This window comes from Pseudomonas fluorescens group sp. PF-1, from assembly GCF_054481335.1.
On sequence record NZ_JBTMNG010000002.1, the window covers coordinates 1,026,879 to 1,050,000 of the forward strand.

Annotated in this window: 21 protein-coding genes (1 of these 21 running past the window's edge); 7 read left to right on the forward strand and 14 right to left on the reverse strand. The window is 60.7% G+C overall.

What is annotated here, in order from left to right:
* The first annotated feature begins 78 nt into the window (after nucleotides 1-78).
* Nucleotides 79-1,275, forward strand: coding sequence for a multidrug effflux MFS transporter (locus ACX3YD_RS19345; RefSeq protein ID WP_458960789.1), 1,197 nt, complete (start codon nucleotides 79-81; stop codon nucleotides 1,273-1,275).
* An 8-nt stretch (nucleotides 1,276-1,283) separates the two neighbouring features.
* On the opposite strand, the gene ACX3YD_RS19350 is transcribed toward ACX3YD_RS19345, so the two are convergent.
* The 3 genes from ACX3YD_RS19350 to ACX3YD_RS19360 form a co-directional block, all read right to left on the reverse strand.
* Nucleotides 1,284-1,454, reverse strand: coding sequence for a hypothetical protein (locus tag ACX3YD_RS19350; RefSeq protein ID WP_167361795.1), 171 nt, complete (start codon nucleotides 1,452-1,454; stop codon nucleotides 1,284-1,286).
* A 135-nt stretch (nucleotides 1,455-1,589) separates the two neighbouring features.
* Nucleotides 1,590-2,603 (reverse strand): zinc-binding alcohol dehydrogenase family protein, encoded by a 1,014-nt coding sequence (locus tag ACX3YD_RS19355; RefSeq protein ID WP_458960790.1) that lies wholly within the window; start codon nucleotides 2,601-2,603, stop codon nucleotides 1,590-1,592.
* A 31-nt stretch (nucleotides 2,604-2,634) separates the two neighbouring features.
* Nucleotides 2,635-2,928, reverse strand: coding sequence for a putative quinol monooxygenase (locus tag ACX3YD_RS19360; RefSeq protein ID WP_047537098.1), 294 nt, complete (start codon nucleotides 2,926-2,928; stop codon nucleotides 2,635-2,637).
* Between the two features lie 117 nt (nucleotides 2,929-3,045).
* On the opposite strand from ACX3YD_RS19360, the gene ACX3YD_RS19365 reads away from it, so the two are divergent.
* From ACX3YD_RS19365 to ACX3YD_RS19375, 3 genes are all read left to right on the forward strand, one after another.
* Nucleotides 3,046-3,975 (forward strand): LysR family transcriptional regulator, encoded by a 930-nt coding sequence (locus tag ACX3YD_RS19365; protein WP_458960791.1) that lies wholly within the window; start codon nucleotides 3,046-3,048, stop codon nucleotides 3,973-3,975.
* Nucleotides 3,976-4,290: 315 nt separating this feature from the next.
* Nucleotides 4,291-5,025 carry an ArsR/SmtB family transcription factor gene (locus tag ACX3YD_RS19370; RefSeq protein ID WP_103403229.1) on the forward strand — a complete coding sequence of 245 codons (735 nt, stop codon included), beginning with the start codon at nucleotides 4,291-4,293 and terminating at the stop codon, nucleotides 5,023-5,025.
* Between the two features lie 135 nt (nucleotides 5,026-5,160).
* Nucleotides 5,161-6,543, forward strand: coding sequence for an MFS transporter (locus ACX3YD_RS19375; RefSeq protein ID WP_458960792.1), 1,383 nt, complete (start codon nucleotides 5,161-5,163; stop codon nucleotides 6,541-6,543).
* 55 nt (nucleotides 6,544-6,598) lie between these two features.
* On the opposite strand, the gene ACX3YD_RS19380 is transcribed toward ACX3YD_RS19375, so the two are convergent.
* From ACX3YD_RS19380 to ACX3YD_RS19390, 3 genes are all read right to left on the reverse strand, one after another.
* Nucleotides 6,599-7,552: an adenosine deaminase gene (locus ACX3YD_RS19380; RefSeq protein ID WP_103403227.1), complete on the reverse strand. Its 954-nt coding sequence runs from the start codon at nucleotides 7,550-7,552 to the stop codon at nucleotides 6,599-6,601.
* Nucleotides 7,553-7,633: 81 nt separating this feature from the next.
* The gene (locus ACX3YD_RS19385) at nucleotides 7,634-8,599 is read right to left on the reverse strand and encodes a 2-oxoglutarate and iron-dependent oxygenase domain-containing protein (RefSeq protein ID WP_458960793.1); all 966 of its coding nucleotides are present in this window, start codon (nucleotides 8,597-8,599) and stop codon (nucleotides 7,634-7,636) included.
* A 155-nt stretch (nucleotides 8,600-8,754) separates the two neighbouring features.
* Nucleotides 8,755-9,837 carry a BMP family ABC transporter substrate-binding protein gene (locus tag ACX3YD_RS19390; RefSeq protein WP_458960794.1) on the reverse strand — a complete coding sequence of 361 codons (1,083 nt, stop codon included), beginning with the start codon at nucleotides 9,835-9,837 and terminating at the stop codon, nucleotides 8,755-8,757.
* A 287-nt stretch (nucleotides 9,838-10,124) separates the two neighbouring features.
* Here ACX3YD_RS19390 and ACX3YD_RS19395 point away from each other — a divergent pair, with 287 nt between their 5' ends.
* Nucleotides 10,125-11,216: a calcium:cation antiporter gene (locus ACX3YD_RS19395; protein WP_103403224.1), complete on the forward strand. Its 1,092-nt coding sequence runs from the start codon at nucleotides 10,125-10,127 to the stop codon at nucleotides 11,214-11,216.
* 120 nt (nucleotides 11,217-11,336) lie between these two features.
* Here ACX3YD_RS19395 and ACX3YD_RS19400 read toward each other — a convergent pair whose 3' ends face one another.
* The 8 genes from ACX3YD_RS19400 to ACX3YD_RS19435 all read right to left on the reverse strand — a co-directional run bounded on the left by ACX3YD_RS19400 (nucleotide 11,337) and on the right by ACX3YD_RS19435 (nucleotide 20,143).
* Complete coding sequence (locus tag ACX3YD_RS19400) at nucleotides 11,337-12,695, reverse strand: 8-oxoguanine deaminase (RefSeq protein ID WP_458960795.1); 1,359 nt, start codon at nucleotides 12,693-12,695, stop codon at nucleotides 11,337-11,339.
* Between the two features lie 252 nt (nucleotides 12,696-12,947).
* A complete protein-coding gene (locus ACX3YD_RS19405; RefSeq protein ID WP_103403222.1) occupies nucleotides 12,948-13,637 on the reverse strand; it encodes an SDR family oxidoreductase in 690 nt (229 codons plus the stop codon).
* Nucleotides 13,638-13,747: 110 nt separating this feature from the next.
* Nucleotides 13,748-14,674 (reverse strand): ABC transporter permease, encoded by a 927-nt coding sequence (locus ACX3YD_RS19410; RefSeq protein WP_458960796.1) that lies wholly within the window; start codon nucleotides 14,672-14,674, stop codon nucleotides 13,748-13,750.
* Nucleotides 14,674-15,780: an ABC transporter permease gene (locus ACX3YD_RS19415; protein WP_047537136.1), complete on the reverse strand. Its 1,107-nt coding sequence runs from the start codon at nucleotides 15,778-15,780 to the stop codon at nucleotides 14,674-14,676. The genes ACX3YD_RS19410 and ACX3YD_RS19415 overlap by 1 nt, the downstream gene beginning before the upstream one ends.
* A gap of 11 nt (nucleotides 15,781-15,791) precedes the next feature.
* Nucleotides 15,792-17,357 (reverse strand): ABC transporter ATP-binding protein, encoded by a 1,566-nt coding sequence (locus tag ACX3YD_RS19420; RefSeq protein WP_458960797.1) that lies wholly within the window; start codon nucleotides 17,355-17,357, stop codon nucleotides 15,792-15,794.
* Nucleotides 17,358-17,890: 533 nt separating this feature from the next.
* The gene (locus tag ACX3YD_RS19425; protein ID WP_103403218.1) at nucleotides 17,891-18,472 is read right to left on the reverse strand and encodes an IMPACT family protein; all 582 of its coding nucleotides are present in this window, start codon (nucleotides 18,470-18,472) and stop codon (nucleotides 17,891-17,893) included.
* Between the two features lie 7 nt (nucleotides 18,473-18,479).
* Nucleotides 18,480-19,130 carry a TetR/AcrR family transcriptional regulator gene (locus ACX3YD_RS19430; RefSeq protein WP_047537145.1) on the reverse strand — a complete coding sequence of 217 codons (651 nt, stop codon included), beginning with the start codon at nucleotides 19,128-19,130 and terminating at the stop codon, nucleotides 18,480-18,482.
* A gap of 92 nt (nucleotides 19,131-19,222) precedes the next feature.
* Complete coding sequence (locus tag ACX3YD_RS19435; protein WP_047537148.1) at nucleotides 19,223-20,143, reverse strand: LysR family transcriptional regulator; 921 nt, start codon at nucleotides 20,141-20,143, stop codon at nucleotides 19,223-19,225.
* 139 nt (nucleotides 20,144-20,282) lie between these two features.
* Between ACX3YD_RS19435 and aptA the strand changes: the two genes are divergently transcribed.
* Together aptA and ACX3YD_RS19445 are read left to right on the forward strand one after the other, a co-directional pair.
* A complete protein-coding gene (aptA, locus tag ACX3YD_RS19440) occupies nucleotides 20,283-21,632 on the forward strand; it encodes an omega-aminotransferase AptA (RefSeq protein ID WP_103403217.1) in 1,350 nt (449 codons plus the stop codon).
* Between the two features lie 76 nt (nucleotides 21,633-21,708).
* On the forward strand, nucleotides 21,709-23,122 hold the 5' portion of the coding sequence (locus ACX3YD_RS19445) for a CoA-acylating methylmalonate-semialdehyde dehydrogenase (RefSeq protein ID WP_090465112.1). It continues 80 nt past the right edge of the window; only the first 1,414 of its 1,494 coding nucleotides appear in the window; its start codon is at nucleotides 21,709-21,711; the stop codon falls past the right edge of the window.

A 23,122-nucleotide genomic window follows, 5' to 3' on the forward strand; every position in this document is an offset into this window, starting at 1 on the left:
AGCGAGCTATCTGAATGTTCAAGGCATCCATGCACGGCTAGACTGTCGGGCTGCTGACTCTGCCCAACTGGATGCCTGATGAACCTGCGCACAATCCTCATTCTCGGCGCCTTGAGCGCGTTCGGTCCGCTGGCGATCGATTTTTACTTGCCGGCCTTTCCGGCCATGGCGCTTGCCTTTGCTACCGATGAGCAACATGTGCAGCTGACGCTGGCGGCATACTTCTTTGGCCTGTCCATCGGTCAATTGGCCTATGGCCCGGTGGCGGATCGCTTTGGGCGACGCATTCCCCTGTTGATCGGAGTCGGGCTGTTCACCGCTGCCTCGCTGGCCTGCGCCTATGCGCCGGACCTCGATTGGCTGATCGGCGCGCGTTTCGTCCAGGCGCTGGGCGGGTGTGCGGGGATGGTGATCTCACGGGCGGTGGTCAGCGACAAATGCGATGCGGTGGGGTCGGCGAAAGTTTTTTCGCAGTTGATGCTGGTCATGGGGCTGGCGCCGATTCTTGCGCCGATGCTCGGCGGCGTGCTGGTCAACACCGCGGGTTGGCAGTCGATCTTCCTGGTGCTGACCGGTTTCAGCGCGTTGGCCGGTCTGGCCGTGGCCCTTGGATTGCCGGAAAGCATGCCCGCCCATTTGCCGCGCCAACCCTTGTCGGGGGCGTTGCGCCAGTATGGACGGCTGTTGAAGGATCCGGTGTATCTCGGCCACGCGCTGACCGGTGGTATCGCCATCGCCGGGATGTTTTCCTACATCGCCGGTTCGCCATTCGTCTTCATCAAACTTTATGGTGTTCCGGCCGAACATTTTGGCTGGTTTTTCGGGGCCAATGCGGCGGGTTTCATTCTGGTGGCCCAGGTCAATGCACGGCTGTTGGCCCGGCGTGGCCCGGCGTTCCTGCTGGCGCGCACGGTGTGGATCTACCTTGGCGCCGGCCTGGCGTTGCTCGCCGTCAGTGCGCTGCATACCGCTCAGCTTTGGCCGTTGTTGATTCCGCTGTTTGTCTGCATCGCCAGCCTGGGTTGCATCCTGCCCAACGCCTCGGCCTGCGCGATGAACGGCCAGGGCGCCCGCGCCGGCAGCGCCTCGGCGATGCTCGGTTGCCTGCAATTCAGTGTGGCCGCCGGAGCTTCCGCGCTGGTGGGGGTTTTACACGACGGCAGCGCGATGCCGATGGCCATGGTCATCAGCCTGTGCGGCATTCTGGTGGTGAGCGCGGCGATGCTTACCCGACGCTTGCAGAATGCCCGGGCGTTGGTGCAAGCCCAGGTCTGAGGGCGGACTCAGCCGGCAGCTCGCTGCTGACGGTCGGGAATTTGATGGGGGGCCTGCAAGCGCGCTTCAAGCGTGTTGGTGAAGGCGCGTGCTTCGGCTTCGCTGCGAAAAGTCACCGCATGTTGGTCCAGACGAACTTGCCACTGGGACTTTGCCAATTCTTTTATCAGGATCTTCATTACTGACCTCCTCAGATAAAAATGTGTCTCACAGAGGTGTCGATTGTAGTCCTGAATACGATCGCAATTGTGACAAGGATCAAGCTTCTGACTGACGGTGTCGCCCAAGCTCGGGGCGACACCGAAGCCATCGGCCTAGAAGCCTTCCAGCACAATCTTGCCCTTGGACTTTCCGCTCTCGAGCAGCGCATGGGCTCGGCGCAAATTCGTCGCGTTGATTGTGCCGAAGTGTTCGCCAACCGTGGTTTTCAGCGTCCCGGCATCGATCAACTGGGCCACGCGATTGAGCAGATTGTGCTGCTCGATCATGTCGGCGGTTTCGAACAGTGAGCGGGTGTACATGAACTCCCAGTGCAGTGACAGGCTCTTGCGCTTGAGCTTGGTCACGTCGAGGGTTTTCGGGTCATCGATCAGTGCCAGCTTGCCTTGCGGCGCCAATGCCTCGACCAGTTGATCCAGGTGGTGATCGGTCTGGGTCAGGCTGGCAACGTGGGTCACGTGTTCGATACCGGCGTGTTTGAGTGCTTCGCTCAGCGGCTGGCTGTGATCGACCACCAGGTCGGCGCCCAAGGCTTTCACCCAGCTTTGGGTTTGCGGACGCGAAGCGGTGCCGATGACGTTCAGGCCGGTGAGTTGTTTCGCCAGTTGCGTGAGGATCGAGCCGACACCGCCGGCTGCGCCGACGATCAGCAGGCTCTGGCCTTCATCGACGTTGCCTTCGCGTACTTGCAGGCGTTCGAAGAGCAGTTCCCACGCCGTGATGGCGGTCAGCGGCAGGGCGGCCGCTTCGGCGAATCCCAGGGTTTTGGGCATGTGGCCGACGATCCGTTCATCCACCACGTGCAGTTCGCTGTTACCACCGGCGCGGGCGATGGAGCCTGCGTAGAACACTTTGTCGCCGGTCTTGAACAGGGTCACTTCGCTGCCAACGGCTTTGACCACACCGGCCACGTCCCAGCCCAGCACCTTGGCCGCGCCGCCCTCAGGCTGGACGTTCTGGCGGACCTTGGTGTCCACCGGGTTGACCGATATGGCTTTGACTTCTACCAACAGGTCGCGGGGCCCGGCGACAGGCTCCGGCAGTTCGATGTCTTGCAGGGATTTTTCGTCGCTGATCGGCAGGGAGGCGTAATAGGCGATGGCTTTCATGGAGGACTCCGTTAACTAATAGAAGAAAGATTCAGGCGAGGGCTTGCAGGCGCTTGAGTTCGAAGTGTTCGAGAAAATCCCCGGCCCTGGCGCGAAAGTGCTGGATATGAGCACTGGCGTCATGGGCTTGCAGGGCTTCATCGCTGCTCCAGCGCTCGATCATGTAGAAGGCCAGTGGATTGGCCAGGTCCTGATGCAGATCGTATTGCCCGCAACCTGCCTCGGCACGGGTCGGCTCCACCAGCGCCCGCAAGTGCTGTTCGAGGGCGTCCTGCTGGCCGGGTTTGGCGATGAGGGTGGCGATAGCGGTAAAAGGCTGGGACATCTTCGACTCCGGGAACGGGGTGATTTCGATGGAGAGATGATTGGCTATTTCTACTGAAGATAAAACCCGCTAAAAGAGCAGTCTCTTTCAATATTTTTTTGATAATCGAGGCTTCACATGCTGCGTTTCGATGACTTGCAGTTGTTTGTCCGGGCGGCGGACCTGGGCAGTCTGTCGGCGGCCGCGCGGGGTATGGACATGTCGGCGGCGGTGGCCAGTGCCGCCTTGAAACGCATCGAACAGCAACTCGGCGCCCGCCTGTTGGCGCGCTCCACGCGCAGCCTGCGGCTGACCGCCGAGGGCGAAGGTTTTCTCGAATACGCCCGGGCGGCCCTGAGCAATCTCGACGAAGGTCGGCGTTTGTTGGCCAGCGGACAGGACCAGGTCAGCGGCGTGTTGCAGTTGTCGGCACCGTCGGATTTCGGTCGCAACCTGTTGCTGCCCTGGCTCGACGAGTTCCAGCGCGAGCACCCGAAACTCACGGTGCGCCTGTTGCTGGGCGACCGTATCGCCGATCTGTTTCGGCAGCCGGTGGACATTGCCCTGCGTTATGGCGAGCCGGAAGACTCCAGCCTGGTGGCATTGCCCATCGCCCCGCAGAACCGGCGAGTCCTCTGCGCTTCACCGGACTATCTGGCCCGGTATGGTGAGCCGCGGCAACTGGAGCAACTGGCCCAACACAATTGCCTGCTGTTCATGCTCGGCAGCCGCGTCCACGACCACTGGAGTTTCCATGATGGCAAGCGCGAGATCAGCCTGACGGTCAGTGGCGATCGTTTCAGTGACGATGCCGATGTGGTGCGTTTGTGGGCGGTGGCGGGGGCAGGCATCGCCTACAAGTCCTGGCTTGACGTGGCGGCCGATGTAATCGCCGGCCGTTTGAAGGTGCTGATGCCCGAGCTGCTCTGCGAGCGCGCACCGCTGAATCTGCTGTGCGCCCATCGCGCCCAACTGAGTAAGCCAGTGAAGCTTTTGCGAGAAATGTTGGCCAGCCGATGTGCGCGGTTGAGCAGTCATTTTCCGGGGTTGGCGGGCATCGATCATTAATCGCAGTAAAAAAGCGAAATTTCCCTCAGGAACTATCACCACCAACGCTTCGCGGAGGGCAGGAACCAGGCGCTAACCCGCCTATACTAGCGCTCGCCTCATGTCTGCACCGTCGATCCGAATGGCGAGGCCTCGCTGGAGCCGACCTTGCCCCATATCCCGTCGTTTGCCCTCTGCAACCCTTGTCCGGTGAGGGCTTGAGTGAGCGATGGTTTTGTCCGGTGAATGGCGGTTATCGCGTCTTGGCCGACGACACATTACTGCTCAAGATGTCCCGTGAGCAGTAGACGAAACGATTCAACAGGGAGTGAATACATGGAACATGCACCTTGCATCAGCCAGATAGCCACCTTGCTGGCTGACCCAAAGCGCAGCGCAATGATGTGGGCCTTGATGGACGGCTCGGCACGACAGACCGAAGAGTTGGCGTTGTTGGCAGGTCTGTCACCCTCTTCGGCCAGTGCGCATCTGGGGCGTTTGTCCGCCGGAGGTCTGTTGAAGGTCGAGCCTCGCGGGCGCAAGCGTTTCTTTCGCCTGGCCGCCCCTGAAATCGGAGCGGCGATCGAAGCCCTGGCCAGTGCGACGATTGCCAGCACGCCACAGAATATCCCTGACATTTTCAAACGCACCGCGCCCCTGGCCAAATCGCTGCCGACCCGTTCGCCATTGTTGCGTGCCCGGCTTTGCGATGATCATTTGGGCGGCACACTGGCCGCTGACCTGTATCAGCGGTTACTGGATTCAGGCTGGATCGAACAGTTTGATCAGCGTGTCACGATCACGTTCAAGGGTTCCACGGAGCTGGCGGCCCGTGGTGTCTACATCCAGGCACTGGCCCATCGCAACGGCCGGGTCGCGTGCGCATGCCCCGACTGGAGCGAAAGACGCGCGCACCTGGGCGGTTCATTGGGGGCTGCGTTGTTGCAGCTGTTCATGCAATCAGGTTGGTTGAGCCTGGCCAACGATTCGCGGGCCTTGCAGATTACCGCCGCCGGGCAGCGTGAAATTCACCGCTTTGCCAAGGAAACCGAGCTGGAACTGGCGCTCTAGGGCTTTTTCAGGCTGACGTCTGGGGTTGGGGCGCCAGACGTCGTTCAGAAGCCCGGACAGGTCGCATCCAGCAATTACCCAGCATGGCTATCACGCACACTCGAACCGGGGACTTCCTGGATTGGGGGATGCGGTATGGACACACGAAGCTACAGCGCGGCAGAACGTCTGGAACGACTGCCCATCAGCGGTTATCACCGCGTCATTTTCATCATTATCGCCCTGGCGTTTTTCTTCGACTCCATGGACCTGGCGATGATGACGTTCCTGCTCGGTTCCATCAAAGCCGAGTTCGGCCTGAGCACCGCGCAGGCCGGGCTGCTGGCCAGTTCGAGCTTTTTCGGAATGGTGGTGGGCGCCTCGCTGTCCGGAATGCTGGCCGACCGCTTCGGGCGTAAGCCGGTGTTCCAGTGGAGCATCGTGTTGTGGGGGCTCGCCAGCTACCTGTGTTCCACGGCGCAAACGGTAGAGACACTGACGTTGTTCCGAGTCCTCTTGGGGATCGGCATGGGCATGGAGTTTCCCATTGCTCAGTCGATGCTGTCCGAACTGATTCCGGCCAAACGGCGCGGACGCTACATCGCCTTGATGGACGGTTTCTGGCCGCTGGGCTTCGTCGCGGCCGGGGTGCTTTCCTACTTCCTGCTGCCGGTGATTGGTTGGCGGGATATTTTTCTGGTGTTGGCGGTGCCGGCGGTGTTCGTCCTGGCGATCCGCTTTTTCATTCCCGAGTCACCGCGCTGGCTGGAACAGGCCGGTCACCATGAGGCGGCGGATACGGTATTGCGGCGCATCGAGGAACGGGTCAGGACGTCATTGGGCCATTCGCACTTACCCGAGCCGATTCGCCTGCCGCAGGTGGCCAGTCAACCGGGCAACTTTTTTTCGGCACTGAGGCAGATCTGGTCGCCGCTGTATCGCCAGCGCACGATGATGATCTGGAGCGTCTGGTTCTTCGCCTTGCTCGGCTTCTATGGCCTGACCTCCTGGCTCAGTGCCTTGCTGCAACAATCGGGTTTTGCCGTGACTCAGTCGGTGTACTACACGGTGTTGATTTCCCTTGGCGGGATTCCCGGTTTCCTGATGGCGGCCTGGCTGGTGGAGCGCTGGGGACGTAAGCCGGTGTGCGTCGTGACGCTGCTCGGCGGCGGGGTGATGGCGTTTCTTTATGGGCAGAGTGCGGTGTTTGGCGGCAACGTCAGCCTGCTGATCGCCTCGGGGTTGCTGATGCAGTTTTTCCTGTTCGGCATGTGGGCGGTGCTCTATACCTACACGCCGGAGCTGTACCCGACATCGGCGCGGGCCACTGGCTCGGGTTTTGCCTCGGCGATTGGTCGCGTGGGTTCGCTGCTTGGGCCTCTGGTGACCGGGCTGGTGTTCCCGATTACGGGGCAGGGCGGGGTGTTCGCCCTGGGGGCGTTGTGTTTTGCGGTGGCGGCGCTGGTGGTCTGGGTCTTCGGGATGGAGACGCGGGGCAAGACCCTGGAGGAATTGAGCGAGCCGGTGTCCATCGGCTAAATGCTGACCCTGTGGGAGCGAGCAAGCGCGCTCCCACATTGGTTTTGCGGTGTGGTTACGGTTTTACCAAACGTGCATCCAGGCTGTTCTGCGCCAACCGCTTGGCCTGGTCCTGGGTCATGCCCAGATCGGTGTACAACGCATGGAAGTTTTCGGTGACGTAACCGCCGAAGTACGCCGGGTCATCCGAATTCACGGTCACTTTCACGCCACGCTCGAGCATGTCGAGAATGTTGTGCTGCGACATGTGATCGAACACGCGGAGCTTGGTGTTCGACAACGGGCACACGGTCAGCGGGATTTGCTCATCGATGATGCGTTGCATCAGGCGTTCGTCTTCGATGGCGCGCACGCCATGGTCGATGCGCTGGATTTTCAGCAGGTCGAGGGCTTCCCAGATGTACTCGGGTGGGCCTTCTTCACCCGCGTGGGCGACGGTGAGGAAGCCTTCGCCGCGGGCACGATCGAACACGCGCTGAAACTTGCTCGGCGGGTGGCCCATCTCGGAACTGTCCAGGCCGACGGCGACGAATGCGTCACGGAATGGCAGTGCCTGGTCGAGGGTCTTCTGTGCTTGTTCTTCGCTCAGGTGACGCAGGAAACTCAGGATCAAACCGCTGGTGATCCCCAGTTGCTGTTCACCGTCCTTCAACGCGGCGGCGATGCCGTTGAGCACCACTTCGAATGGAATGCCACGGTCGGTGTGGGTCTGTGGGTCGAAGAACGGTTCGGTGTGAATCACGTTCTGCGCCTTGCAACGCAACAGGTAGGCCCAGGTCAGGTCGTAGAAATCCTGGGAGGTGCGCAACACGTCGGCGCCCTGGTAATACAGGTCGAGGAACTCTTGCAGGTTGTTGAAGGCGTAGGCCTTGCGCAAGGTATCGACGTCGCTCCACGGCAGGGCGATCTTGTTGCGTTCAGCCAGGGCGAACAGCAGCTCGGGTTCCAGCGAACCCTCAAGGTGCAGGTGCAGTTCCGCCTTGGGCAGGGCGTTCAGCCAGTCGTACATAGTCTGTTCTCATCAGGTGCAATGGTCGCCATTCTACAGATGCTCGCTGCAATAATTGGTAAAACCTGACCGAGGGGTTCATCACACCGTTTGCTGTTCCCGTCGATAGGCGTAGGTATCGGCGAAGCGCGAGAGCAGGAATTCAGCACAGGTAGTGGTCGGATATTTCGCCGGGCGCAGCTCATCCTGGCAGCCGGGCAGGCATTCGATGCGCGTGTCGGGGTGTGGCTCGGCGAAGAACGGCATCGAATAGCGATCCACGCCCAGCGGGCTGATCACCCGGTGTGGCGTCGACAGGTAACGGTCATTGCTCCAGCGCGCCATCATGTCGCCCAGATTGACCACGAACGTGCCTTCGATGGGGGGCGCCTCAATCCATTCGCCTTTTACGTTCCGGACTTGCAGGCCGCCGGCGGCATCTTGATAGAGCAGGGTGATGCAGCCGTAATCGGTGTGCGCACCGGCACCTTGTTGTTCGGCGGAACTGGCGGTGTGGCGCGGCGGGTAATGGATCATCCGCAAAACACTGACGGGTTCGTTGAAGCGCGTATCGAAAAAGTCGCGTTCGATCCCCAGCGCCAGGGTCATCGCCCGCAACAGCGTTTGCGCGAGGGCCTGCATGTCGAGGTAGTGCTGCTCCATCAGTGCTTCCCAGCCTGGCACTGACGGATGACGATTCGGGCCACGCAGGGGTTTTTCCGCCAGTACCTCGGGATGGTCGGCGGGCAGGTGCAAACCCATGTCGAAGGTCTCTTTGAGGTCGCTGGGTTTGCTCGGGTCAAGCTGCTCGGTGGCGATGGCGCCATAACCGCGATGGTGGCGGGTCTGGGTGATGTCGATCTTGAGCTTTTCGGCGGCAGGTTGAGCGAAGAAACGTCTGGCGCTGTCGAGTACGGCGTCGATCCGTGCGGCGCTGATCGGATGGCCCTTGATATAGAAAAAGCCCCATTCGCGGCAGGCGTGGTCGATTTGCGTTGCCACCTCAGACCAGGCGTTCTGGTTGTCGCTGTAGAGCGGGGCGATGTCGATGATGGGAAGGCTGGTCATGCGATTGTCCTGAGAAGTACGCAAACGGGAAACGCTGGGGAGCCTGTGGGAGCGGGCTTGCCCGCGATGACGTCAGCACATCCTGCATCTCTGTTGACTGAATGTCTGCTATCGCGGGCAAGCCCGCTCCCACAGGGTTTGTGTTGATCGTTGGATTACTTCGGCATCTCGGCCTTCATGCCTTGCACGTAGTAATTCATCGACGCCAGCTCCGCATTGGTCGCGCTCACGCCTGCCGGGATCTTCTCGACACCGGCCTGATCCTTGATCGGCCCGCTGAAGGGGTGCAACGCACCGCTCTTGATGTCGGCAATGATCTGCTCGGCCTCGGCTTTCACCGGCGCCGGCACCAGGTCGCTGATTGGCAGTTCAACCGTGCCTTCTTTCAATCCGCCCCAGTAATCCTGGGATTTCCAGGCATGGTCGATCACGCTCTGGGTTGCCTGAATGTAGTGCGGGGCCCAGTCATTGACGATGGACGTCAGCACCGCTTTGGGCCCGAAGTGCGCCATGTCCGAAGCGTAGCCGACGGCATACACGCCACGCCGCTCGGCGGCCTGGATCGGCGCCGGGCTGTCGGTGTGCTGGAACACCACGTCCACGCCCTGGTCGATCAGTGCGTTGGCGGCATCGGCTTCCTTGCCCGGATCGAACCAGGAATTGACCCACACCACCTTGATTTCGGTACCGGGGTTGTACTTGTTCAGGGCCAGTTGAATGGCGTTGATGTCGCGAATCACTTCCGGGATCGGGAACGATGCGACGTAGCCGATCTTCTTGGTCTTGGTCATCTTCGCCGCGAGGAAGCCGCCGACGTAGCGACCCTCGTAGGTGCGCGCCAGGTAGGTGCCGAGGTTCTTGTCCTGCTTGTAGCCGGTGGCGTGTTCGAAGGTCACGTTGGGAAATTGTCTGGCAACTTTCAGCGTCGGGTTCATGTAGCCGAAGGAGGTGGTGAAGATCAGGTCGTACTTGTCCTTGGCCATGTTGCGGATCACCCGTTCGGCGTCGGCACCTTCGGCGACGTTCTCCACGTAGTTGGTGGTGATCTGCGGACCGAATTTTTCCGCGAGTGCCTTGCGTCCCTGTTCATGCTGATACGTCCAGCCGTGGTCACCGATCGGACCGATATAGACGAAGCCGACTTTCAGCGGGTCGGTGGCATTGGCGGACAGGCTGGCGCTCAGACCGATGGCCGCCGTAATGGCGCAAAGCAGCTTCTTCAACGGACGCTTGTGCATGAATTGGAACTCCATGTTGTTGTGTGGTTGGCAGGGTCAATGCAAATTGCTGACCAACAAGACAACAAATGGCCCTGAATCGCATAACGTCCTTCGCGAGCAAGCTCGCTTCCACCAAAGCACCGTCAACCCCGTGGGAGCGGGCTTGCCCGCGAAGAGGTCGGCAGGGCCAAAAAAAGTGCATGGGCTTGTACGGCTGCAATGCACTGGTGCGTTAAGGTGTCGCGAACCATCAGCGCTGCTCCACAGTCAGTAGCTCATCGGCTCCTCACGGCAAAAGGCTCGACATGCTCTCCGTCCTCAAGCAAGAAACCTTTCTGCTGCTGGCCCTGATTGCCGCAGTCATTGCCTTCGCGCTGGAGCACTGGTTGCTGCACAGCGGCCAGGCCATCGCACTGATCGGCGGACTGCTGCTGATCGCGTTCATCGTCGCTGCCTCCATGCGCGTCGCTCACCAGGCCGAGTTGCTGGCGGAGAAAGTCGGCGACCCCTACGGCACCATGATCCTGACCCTGGCCGCCGTGCTGGTGGAGGTGCTGATCCTGGCGATCATGATGAGCAACGAAGCCTCGAAGACTCTGGTGCGGGACACGATTTATTCGGCGGTGATGCTCGATATCAACGGCATCCTCGGTCTGGCGGCGTTGATGGGCGGGCTCAAACATGGCGAACAGTCCTACAACGATGATTCGGCGCGCAGCTATAGCGTGATGATTCTTACCGCCATGGGGGTGTCGATGGTGGTGCCGGAGTTCATTCCCGAGGCCAACTGGAAGCTCTATTCGGCCTTCACCATTGGCGCGATGGTGTTGCTGTACGCTTTGTTCCTGCGCATGCAAGTCGGGCCGCACAGTTATTTTTTCAGCTACAGCTATCCGGACAAGCGTCGCAAGAAGGAACCCCTGGAAAGCGAACCGGCACCCATCAACCTGACGTTGTCCATTGGCATCCTGGTGTTCGGGGTGGTGGTGATTGGCGCACTGGCCGAGGTGATGTCCAAGACCCTCGATCTGGGCCTGGAAGGAACAGGCGCGCCGCCGGTGATAACGGCAATCCTGGTGGCGGCGATTTCCGCGGCGCCGGAGATTCTGACCGCGTTGCGCGCGGCGCTGGCCAACCGCATGCAGGCAGTGGTCAACATCGCATTGGGCGCGTCGCTGTCGACGGTGATCCTGACGGTGCCGGTGATGGAAGCGATGGCGCTTTACACCGGCCAGCCGTTCCAGATGGCCATGACGCCGGTTCAGACCGTGATGATCTTCATCACCCTGATCGTCAGCGCAATCAACCTTAACGATGGCCAGACCAACGCGATCGAAGGCATGACCCATTTTGTGCTGTTTGCGACGTTTATCATGTTGTCGCTGCTGGGCCTTTGAATTCTACAAATCCCTTGTGGGAGCGGGCTTGCCCGCGATGAGGCCGTCACATTCAACATTTCTGTCGGCTGACAGTCCGCTATCGCGGGCAAGCCCGCTCCCACAGGGATGGTGGTCGGATCAGGTCCCGGCGATCAACTGCCGTGCCGCCTGGCTGTGATCGGCAATCAAGCCTTTGAGGTCGAGCCCCTCGACCTGTCCATCAATCACTCGCCATTTGCCGCCGACCATCACCCGGTCCGCGCGATCCGCGCCGCACAGCAGTAGCGCCGATACCGGATCGTGGCTGCCGGAGAAGCGCAGTTCGTCGAGCTTGAACAGCGCCAGGTCGGCTTGCTTGCCCACGGCAATCTCACCGATATCAGTACGGCCCAACAGGCTCGCCGAACCTTTGGTCGCCCAACCCAGTACGCGTTCCGGCGTGATCTTTTCGGCACCGTAGCGCAGACGCTGGATGTACAGCGCCTGCCGGGTTTCAAGCATCATGTTCGACGCATCGTTGGAGGCCGAACCATCCACGCCAAGGCCGAGCAGCGCGCCGGCATCGGTCAATTCGATGGTCGGGCAGATGCCGGAGGCCAGGCGCATGTTCGAGCTCGGGCAATGGCAAATGCCGGTGCCGGCCGCGCCGAGGCGGGCGATTTCATCCGGGTTGAAGTGGATGCCGTGGGCCAGCCAGGTACGCGGGCCGAGCCAGCCAACGCTGTCCAGGTAATCCACAGTGCGCAGGCCGAAGCGTTGCAGGCAGAAGTCTTCTTCGTCGAGGGTTTCGGCCAGGTGAGTGTGCAGGCGCACGTCAAGCTTGTTGGCCAGCTCGGCACTGGCAGACATGATTTCCGGGGTCACGGAGAACGGCGAGCAGGGCGCCAGGGCGATCTGGATTTGTGCGCCGTCGCCGCGTTCGTGGTACTCAGCGATCAAGCGCTGGCTGTCGTCGAGAATCACCTGGCCTTCCTGCACGGTTTGTTGCGGTGGCAGGCCGCCGTCCTTTTCACCGAGGCTCATGGAGCCACGGGTGAGCATGGCGCGCATGCCCAGTTCGCGCACGCTTTCAACCTGCACGTCGATCGCATTTTCCAGGCCTTCGGGGAACAGATAGTGGTGATCGGCGGCGGCGGTGCAACCGGACAGCAGCAACTCGGCCAACGCGACTTTGGTGGCGAGGGCCAGTTTTTCCGGCGTCAGTCGGGCCCAGACCGGGTACAGGGTCTTCAGCCACGGGAACAAAGGCTGGTTGACCACCGGCGCCCAGGCGCGGGTCAGGGTTTGATAGAAATGGTGATGGGTGTTGATCAGGCCAGGCAGGATCACGTGCTCGCGGGCGTCGAACACGTCATTGCACGGTGCCGAAGGTTGTTGACCGAGGCTGAGCACTTCGACGATTACGCCGTCTTGCAGCACCAGGCCGCCACGGGCATCGAGACCGTTGGCCGTGAAAATGGCGAGGGGATTTTTTAACCAGGTACGGGTCGCAGGCATGTTGGCCGGCTCCTCTGAAAGTGGGGTTCAGGGTTGCCAGCTCAGTGTTGCCCTGTCTGCTGATCCAGGGTCGCCGGGGAGGCGAGGTGCGAAGTTTCGATCAAAACGGCTTTCCCGGCAAGCCTCGTCCGACAGAGCAACCGGAGCCCCTGTGGGAACGGGCTTGCCCGCGATAGCGGTGTATCAGGTGCCAACGATATCGACTGACACTCCGTCATCGCGGGCAAGCCCGCTCCCACAGGGGTTTGTGTGTTACCAGGGAATGGTTTCACCCCGGTAATTCACAAAATGATGCCCGCCCTTGCCGGTGTACGCGTCCACCTGATCCACCAGGCCGCGGGTGCTGGTTTCAACGTCGATGTCGGCACCTTCACCGCCCATGTCGGTCTTCACCCAGCCCGGATGCAACGACAACACAGTCAGCTTCTGTTCGCCCAACTGGGTGACGAAGCTGTTGGTCATGGAGTTCAGCGCCGCTTTGCTGGCCTTGTACAGTGCCAGTTCCGGCGCGTCCGGCATGGTCACGCTGCCGAGCACCGAACTCATGAACGCCAGCACGCCGGTATCCGGCCGGATCTGCCCGATGAAACGCTGAGCCAGGTTGATCGGCGCGACGGCGTTGGTGAAAAACAGCTGACCGACGTCGGCCAGCGTCGCACCGCCGTTCGGCGTCTGCACGTCAGGGCCCTTGACCCCGGCATTGACGAACAGCAGGTCGAACACTTCGCCTTTGAGTTGTTGGCTCAATGCGATCACCGCTTGCTGGTCGTCCATGTCGAGTTTCTCGATCCGCACCTTGCCCAAGGCCTGCAAGGCATTGGCGTTCTGCGGGTTACGCACGGTGGCGGTGACTTGCCAGCCGTCGGCCAGCAGGGTTTTCACCAGCCCGAGGCCCAAGCCCCGGGAGGCGCCGATGATGAGTGCGGTTTTTGCCGTGGACATGATGGGCTTCCTTGAAAATTGAACGTCGCGGACTCGATGGGCGCGCGGGTTGAGCCTATGCTGCATCGCTTGATGCCAGGCGTCGAGTCCGTTGTTGTCTGTTGTTCAGACTAACGCCCGGCCTGCCACGGCTGTCCCAACGACACCGGCGCATATAACCGGGTGCGCACCGCATCCCGGGACAACAGCACCAGCACCACAATGGTTGCCACGTACGGCAGCATCGCCAGCAGGCTCGATGGAATCGCCAGCCCCAAACCCTGTGCCACCAGATGCAGAATGCTGGCGAGCCCGAACAGGTAGGCGCCGAGCAGCAGACGCCACACCCGCCAACTGGCAAACACCACCAGTGCCAGGGCAATCCAGCCGCGTCCGGCGCTCATGTTTTCCGCCCACATCGGCGTGTACGCCAGGGACAGATACGCCCCGGCCAACCCCGCCATCGCACCGCCGAACAACACCGCCAATGCGCGCACGCCCAACACTGGCAAACCCATGGCACTGGCCGCATCCGGGTTTTCCCCGACTGCCTGGATAATCAGCCCGACGCGGCTTTTCAGAATCACCCAGGCCACCAGCGCAAACAGGGCGAACGACAGATACACCAGCAGATCCTGGGCAAACAGCATGCGTCCGATCAGCGGAATTTCACTCAAGTAAGGGATCGCCAGGGGTTCGAAACCCGCCAGTGGTTTACCGACCCATGCCGCGCCGACGAAGGTCGACAGGCCCACGCCAAAAATCGTCAGCGCCAGGCCGGTGGCCACTTGATTGGCATTGAACACCAGCGCCACCAGTGCAAACAGCGAGGACAACAGCATCCCGGCCAGCATGGCCAGCAACACCCCCAGCCACAGGTTGCCGGTACTGAACGCGACGATGAAACCGATCACCGCGCCAAACAGCATCATGCCTTCCTGGCCCAGATTGAGTACGCCGCTTTTCTCGCAGATCAGTTCACCCAATGCCACCAGCAGCAAGGGGGTGCCGCAGCGCACCATGGCGTAGAAAATATTGCTCAGCAGATCGATATCCATCACAGCGCTCCTGCGTGTACGGCGGTGGTGGGGGCGCGGCGGGTCCAGCGCAGGTTCAAACGCGGGCGATAGAGGATCAGCACATCACTGGCCAGCAGGAAAAACAGCATCATTCCCTGGAACAATTGCGTGATCGCCTGGGGCAGGTTCAGGCTCATTTGCGCGCTCTCGCCACCGATGTATAGCAGCGCCATCAACAGGCTGGAAAACAGAATGCCGACAGGATTCAACCGACCAAGAAAGGCCACGGTGATCGCCGCGTAGCCGTAGCCGGGCGACACTTGTGGCACCAATTGACCGATCGGCCCGGTGACTTCGCAGACGCCGGCCAGCCCCGCCAAACCGCCGCTGATCAACAGCGCGAGCCAGATCAGGCGCTTCTCGCGAAAGCCAACGAAACCGGCCGCGCGCTTGTCCAGCCCAAGCACTTTGATCTGGAAACCGACAAAGCTTTTCTGCAACAACACCCACACCGCCACCAGCGCGAGCAGGGCGAAATACACCCCGGCATGCACTCGCCCATCCTCTGTCAGCAACGGCAAGCGACTGGCATCGCCGAACATCGCCGACTGCGGAAAGTTGAAGCCTTCCGGGTCTTTCAGCGGGCCATGAACGCAATACAGCAGGAGGTTCAGGGCAATGTAATTGAGCATGATGCTGGTGAGGATTTCATTGGCATTGAAGCGCGTGCGCAACCAGGCGGTCAGACCGGCCCATGCCGCGCCAGCGAAGGTGCCGGTGAGCAGGATCAGTACCAGCGCCCAACGGCTTTGCATATCGATGATGTTCACCGCCAGCGCACTGCCGGCCAGTGCACCGAGCAACAGTTGACCTTCGGCGCCGATGTTCCAGATCCGCGCCTGATAGGCCACCGCCAGGCCCAGTGCGCAGAGCAGAATGGGCAAGGCCTTGACCAGCAATTCGGACACGCCATACCAGTCGCTGACCGGTGCGATCAGCAAGGTGTGCAGCGTCAGCAGCGGGTCATGCCCCAGTGCGATGAACAGCAACGAGCCACAGCTCAGCGTCAGGACCGCCGCGAGCATCGGCGAACACCACAACATCAGGCGCGATTGCTGGCCACGGGGTTCAAGAGAAAGCAGCATGTGACACTCCGTTAAAGCGTTGCGGATACAGGTGATTGAGGGGCGTCGAAGCGGCCGGCCATCCAGCCGCCGACATCGATCAGGCGGGTGTCGACCGTGGCGCGCAGTGGCGACAATCGTCCGCCGCACAAGGCGGCGAGGCGGTCGCTGATCTGGAACAACTCGTCGAGGTCTTCGGAGATCACCAGGATCGCCGCGCCGGCATCGCGCAAGGTAATCAGCGCCCGGTGAATGGTGGCGGCGGCGCCGACATCCACGCCCCAGGTCGGGTGCGCGGCCACCAGCAGCTTCGGTTGCTGGAGGATCTCCCGGCCGAGGATGAACTTCTGCAGGTTACCGCCCGACAGGCTGCGGGCCGGGGTTTGGCTGTCCGGTGTCTTGACCCCGAAGCGGCGGATGATCTCTTCGGCCAGCGCTTCGACTTTGCCGCGCTGCACCAGGCCGTGACTGACCAGCCCTTGTTGAAATGCCGTGAGCAGGGCGTTATCCGCCAGGCTCAGTTCCGGCACGGCGCCGTGGCCCAGGCGTTCGGCGGGGACGAACGCCTGGCCGCGCAGGCGACGCGCGTCGGGGCGCAAATGGGCCACCGCTTCGCTGCCGAAGCAGATCGTTGTGCCCTCGTCGCGGGTCAGCCGTTCTTCACCGCTGAGCAAGGCCAGCAATTCGTCCTGGCCATTGCCGGCGACCCCGGCGATGCCGACGATTTCGCCGCTGCGCACTTCAAGGTTGATGTTTTTCAGTGAACAGCCAAACGGGTCGGGGTTATGCCAGGACAAGTCTTTGACCTTCAAGAAGGCCTCAGCGCCGCGCACCTTTGGATAATCGGTGATCAGTTCTGCAGCCTCGCCCACCATCAGTCGCGCCAATTGCGGATCTGAACATTCGGCAGGCACGCATTGCCCAGCCACCCGGCCGCCTCGCAGTACTGTTGCGCTGTGGCACAGGGCGCGGACTTCGCCGAGCTTGTGGCTGATAAACAGAATGCTGCAGCCCTCGGCGGCGAGCCTGCGCAGGGTGATGAACAAATCGTCGGCCTCCTGCGGGGTCAGCACCGAAGTCGGTTCGTCGAGGATCAGCAGGCGGATGTCCTGCATCAGGCAGCGAATGATTTCCACCCGTTGCCGTTCGCCGATGGAGAGGCTGTGGACAAGTCGTTCCGGTTCCAGCGCCATGCCATAACGCTGTGAGACTTCACGGATCTTCGGTTCAAGTTGTTTCGGCGTGCCCGCCGCTGCGCCCATGGCCAACGCGATGTTCTGCGCCACGCTCAGGGTTTCGAACAACGAGAAATGCTGGAACACCATGCCGATTCCGAGGTTGCGCGCCTGAGCCGGGTTGCGCATGGTCACGCGTTGACCCTGCCAGATCAGCTCCCCCGCGTCAGCGTGGACGACGCCGTAGATGATCTTCATGAGCGTACTTTTGCCCGCACCGTTTTCACCGAGCAGGGCATGGATTTCGCCCGGGGCGATGCTCAGGTCGATGTCATCGTTGGCCAGGCAGCCTGGGTAGCGCTTGCTGATGCTGCGCAGTTGCAAGCGTGGCGCTTGAGGGGGGTGTGGCACGGGATTGGGCATGACAGGCTCAGTGCTATGGACGTGTGCCTGTGGATAAAGCAATTTTCTGGCCATTGGGTCAGGAAATTGTCAAACCGCCATGCGTCAAGGCGTTGCGCAGGCCACTTCGCTGGGAGTCCTTCCGAATTCGGCACCACTTGAGGGCAAAGCCTTTGATCGGGCTCCGCTTTCGCTCGGCAGCGTTTGATCAAAAAATGAGCAGTTGAGCGTAAGCCATGTCCGGCATGGTGCGGCAGCGGCCATGAACGGGTTATCCACAGATTGCTCCACAGTATTTGTGCGCAAGCTCAAAGGGAGGGCATAAGCGCGCGACGGCTATCTTCTAAAGGTGATAAACCGCTCTAACTATTTGTTTTTATGTGGATTTGGCGTTTTCAATGTCGAATTGGACGAAAAGTGAGCAAAGCCCTGAAAGCCGCATGACAGAAGGGTTACAGCAGTATGTGCTCAGGTTATCCACAGTCGGGTGCACAGCTGATGTGGGCAAGTATGGAATAAGTGAAAAATCGGTGCGCCCCAAAAAAATGCAGGCCTCAACGCTGCAACAAAATGCGTCCCCGACTCAAGTCGGCGAGCTGGGATTGCAGGGTATCAATCTGACTTGCACCGACCGCCAACTGCAATTCCACACCATTGGCCGTGAAGCTTTCTTCCACCACCAGACCCCCGAGTTCTGCAACGCGCAGCTTCACCAGGGCTAATTCACTAAACGCACAGGCACAGCTCAATGGCACCCGACTGATCAACTCGATCTTCGGTGCTGGCTGCAGGCATTTGTTCGCACCGCCGCCGTACGCCCGGGCGAGTCCGCCGGTACCGAGTTGAATGCCGCCATACCAACGAATCACCAGCACCACGACCTGGTCGCAATCCTGTGCATCGATCGCGGCCAGAATCGGTCGGCCCGCCGTGCCGCCCGGTTCGCCATCGTCGGTGCTGCGGTATTGATCACCGATTTTCCATGCCCAACAGTTGTGCGTGGCATTCAAGTCGCTGTGTTGTTCGATGAATGCCTGGGCTTCAGCGGGGCTGGTGATCGGTGCGGCGAAGGTAATGAAGCGGCTTTTGCGAATTTCTTCGCGGTATTCGCAAAAACCACTGAGGGTAAAAGGCATAGGTGTCTTAAATAGTCGGAGTCAGGCCGCAGCCCTTGAGGATGATACGGATCAGGTTGTTGCCGGCGTCTTCCATGTCCTGCCTGGTCAACTTGCTGCGCCCGCTGACACGGCAAATCTGGGTGGCGAAGTCGGCGTAATGCTGGGTGCTACCCCACAGCAGGAAGATCAGGTGCACCGGATCGACTGGGTCCATTTTGCCAGCATCGATCCACGCTTGAAACACGGCGGCCCGGCCCTGGAACCAGCTGCGATAGTCCTGGTTGAAATACTCGGTCAGGCATTCGCCACCGCTGATGACTTCCATGGCGAAGATGCGTGACGCCTGCGGTTGACGCCGGGAGAACTCCATTTTGGCCCGGATGTAGCGGGTCAGGGCTTCAGCCGGATCGTCCTCGGCGGTCAAGGTGTTGAAGGTGCTGTCCCACAATTGCAGGATGTTACTCAGCACCGCCACGTACAAACCGAGTTTGTTGGTGAAGTAGTAATGCAGGTTCGCCTTCGGCAACCCGGCATTCAGGGCGATGGTGTTCATGCTGGTGCCTTTGAACCCGTGACGGGCGAACTCGTCTTCGGCGGCTTTGATGATGGTCTCTTCGTTCTTCTGACGAATGCGGCTGGCGGGTTTTCCACCGTGGGCTGGGACTTCAAAGGTCATAGGCACTTCCGGACAAGTGGGTGGGTGCATCCAGTGCGTTGATAGCGCACCCATGGGCTTCAGACAAGTCCCGTCGCAGGATTTGCGTTTGTTCAGCGCGTGGCAGCCAGGCTTTCGAGGAAGCTTTCCAGCACCAGATGAGGGCGACGGCCCTTGCGCGTGACCGAGGCGAGGCTCAGGTCATAAAAGCGCGCATTGGGTTTCAGGGCGCGTAACCGGCCTTGTTGCACCCAAAGGCTGGCGTAGTGGTCCGGCAAGTAACCGATGTAGCGCCCGGTCAGGATCAGGAACGCCATGCCTTCGCGGTCGGAAGCACTGGCGGTGCAGTTGAGCGCCTGATAATGGGCCTGGATTTCAGCGGGCAAACGAAAGGTCGGCGCAATGGCGTCCTGGCTGTTCAGGCGTTCATCATCCAATTGTTTGTCATCGACATAGAACAGCGGATGGCCAACCGCGCAGTACAGCAACGAGCGTTCGCTGTAGAGCGGTTGATATTCCAGCCCCGACAGTGCGCTCGCCTGTGGCACCACGCCGACGTGCAGGCGACCGTCGAGTACACCTTGTTCCACCTCGTTGGGCGCGATCATGCGGATCTGGATTTGCACGTCCGGGCCGCGCTCTTTCAATTGCGCGAGCGCGTGGGTGATACGCATGTGGGGCAGGGTGACCAGGTTGTCGGTCAGCCCGATGGTCAATTCACCGCGCAAGTGCTGGTGCAGGCCGTTGACCTCGGTGCGGAAACTTTCCAGTGCGCTCAATAGCTGCAATGCCGATTGGTAAACCTCGCGCCCTTCCTCCGTCAGGGAAAAGCCGGCGCGACCGCGTTGGCACAGGCGCAGGCCGAGGCGCTGTTCCAGGTCGCTCATCTGCTGGCTAATGGCCGAACGACCGATGCCGAGCACGCTTTCAGCCGCGGAAAAGCCGCCACATTCGACCACGCTGCGAAAAATCCGCAACAGGCGGATATCGAAGTCGCTGACTTGAGCCAGTGGATCGGGACGGCGAATACTCATGCGGGCTACTCGAATGTTTAGTGGGTGACAGACTGAAGGTTACAAAAGTTGCATTTCACCGACTTTATCGCCGTGGCAACTTAGCTGCAACAACGGTTTTCAATCCCTACGCCGCTTATTGCCTTGCGAGGTTTCGCTCATGAACTTGCCCGAAAACGCCCCGACTTCTCTGGCCAGCCAGCTCAAGCTCGATGCTCACTGGATGCCATACACCGCCAACCGTAGCTTCCAGCGCGATCCGCGTTTGATTGTCGGCGCGGAAGGCAGCTGGCTGATCGACGATAAGGGCCGCAAGGTTTATGACTCGCTGTCCGGTCTGTGGACCTGCGGCGCCGGGCACACCCGCAAGGAAATCCAGGAAGCAGTCGCCAAGCAACTGGGTACCCTCGATTACTCGCCGGGCTTCCAGTACGGCCATCCGCTGTCGTTCCAACTGGCAGAAAAAATCACGGATCTGACGCCGGGTAACCTGAACCACGTGTTCTTCACTGACTCGGGTTCCGAGTGCGCCGATACCGCCGTGAAGATGGTCCGTGCCTACTGGCGCCTGAAGGGCCAGTCGACCAAGACCAAGATGATTGGCCGTGCCCGTGGCTATCACGGCGTGAACATCGCCGGCACCAGCCTCGGCGGCGTGAACGGCAACCGCAAACTGTTCGGCCAGGCGATGATGGACGTCGATCACTTGCCGCACACGTTGCTGGCGAGCAATGCGTTCTCCCGTGGCATGCCGGAGCAGGGTGGTATTGCCTTGGCAGACGAACTGCTGAAGCTGATCGAACTGCATGACGCGTCGAACATCGCAGCGGTATTCGTCGAGCCAATGGCCGGCTCCGCTGGCGTGCTGGTTCCGCCACAGGGTTACCTCAAGCGTCTGCGCGAGATCTGCGATCAGCACAGCATCCTGTTGGTGTTCGACGAAGTGATCACCGGTTTCGGCCGTACCGGCAACATGTTCGGTGCCGACACCTTTGGCGTGACCCCGGACCTGATGTGCATCGCCAAGCAAGTCACCAACGGTGCGATCCCGATGGGCGCGGTAATTGCCAGCTCCGAGATCTACCAGACGTTCATGAATCAACCGACCCCTGAATACGCGGTGGAATTCCCGCACGGCTATACCTATTCCGCACACCCGGTGGCGTGCGCCGCGGGCCTCGCAGCACTCGACCTGTTGCAGAAGGAAAACCTGGTGCAGAGCGTGGCCGAAGTCGCACCGCATTTCGAAAATGCGTTGCACGGTCTGAAGGGCACCAAAAACATCATCGATATCCGCAACTTCGGCCTGGCCGGTGCGATCCAGATCGCTCCGCGTGACGGCGACGCCATCGTGCGTCCGTTCGAAGCGGGCATTGCGCTTTGGAAAGCCGGGTTCTACGTGCGCTTCGGCGGCGACACCCTGCAGTTCGGCCCAACCTTCAACAGCAAGCCGCAAGACCTTGATCGTCTGTTCGACGCGGTGGGTGAAGTGCTGAGCAAAATCGACTGATTTCTCCTTCTATATAGAGACACACAACGGGCGCGCCGATTGGAGCGCGCCTGTGGACAACTTTTCAGGAGCTTCCATGAGCGTTATTCCGCATTTGATCAATGGCGAACTGGTGACCGAGAACGGTCGCGCGGTTGATGTGTTCAACCCGTCCACGGGGCAAGCCATCCACAAGCTGCCACTGGCGACCCGCGAAACCATCCAGAGCGCTATCGATGCTGCCAAGGCTGCGTTCCCGGCCTGGCGTAACACGCCGGCGGCCAAGCGTGCCCAGGTGATGTTCCGGTTCAAGCAACTGCTGGAGCAGAACGAATCCCGCATCGCTCAACTGATCAGCGAAGAACACGGCAAGACCCTGGAAGATGCTGCCGGTGAACTGAAGCGTGGCATCGAGAACGTCGAGTTCGCTTGCGCAGCACCGGAAATCCTCAAGGGCGAGTACAGCCGTAACGTTGGTCCGAACATTGATGCCTGGTCCGACTTCCAGCCGCTGGGCGTAGTGGCCGGTATCACCCCGTTCAACTTTCCGGCCATGGTGCCGCTGTGGATGTATCCACTGGCGATCGTGTGCGGCAACTGCTTCATCCTCAAGCCTTCCGAGCGTGATCCGAGCTCGACGCTGCTGATCGCACAGTTGCTGCTGGAAGCCGGCCTGCCGAAAGGCGTGCTGAGCGTGGTGCACGGCGACAAGACTGCGGTGGACGCGCTGATCGAAGCGCCGGAAGTCAAAGCGCTGAGCTTCGTGGGTTCGACGCCGATTGCCGAATACATCTATTCCGAAGGCACCAAGCGCGGCAAGCGCGTCCAGGCGCTGGGCGGGGCGAAGAACCACGCGGTGCTGATGCCCGACGCAGATCTGGACAACGCCGTCAGCGCACTGATGGGGGCCGCTTATGGTTCCTGCGGCGAGCGTTGCATGGCGATTTCGGTAGCCGTTTGTGTGGGCGACCAGGTGGCGGATGCGCTGGTGGCCAAACTGGTACCGCAAATCAAGGCATTGAAAATCGGTGCCGGCACTTCTTGCGGTCTGGACATGGGGCCTCTGGTCACAGGTCAGGCGCGCGACAAGGTCAGCGGTTATGTTGAAGACGGCGTTGCAGCCGGCGCGAAACTGGTTGTTGATGGCCGTGGTCTGAGCGTGGCCGGTCACGAGGAAGGCTTCTTCCTGGGTGGCTGCCTGTTCGATAACGTCACCCCGGAAATGCGCATCTATAAAGAAGAGATCTTCGGGCCGGTGCTGTGCGTGGTTCGAGTGAACAGCCTGGAAGAGGCCATGCAACTGATCAACGATCATGAGTATGGCAACGGCACCTGCATCTTCACCCGTGATGGGGAAGCGGCACGGTTGTTCTGCGACGAGATCGAAGTCGGCATGGTCGGCGTCAACGTGCCGTTGCCGGTGCCGGTGGCTTATCACAGCTTTGGTGGCTGGAAGCGTTCGCTGTTTGGCGACCTGCATGCTTACGGCCCGGATGGCGTGCGCTTCTACA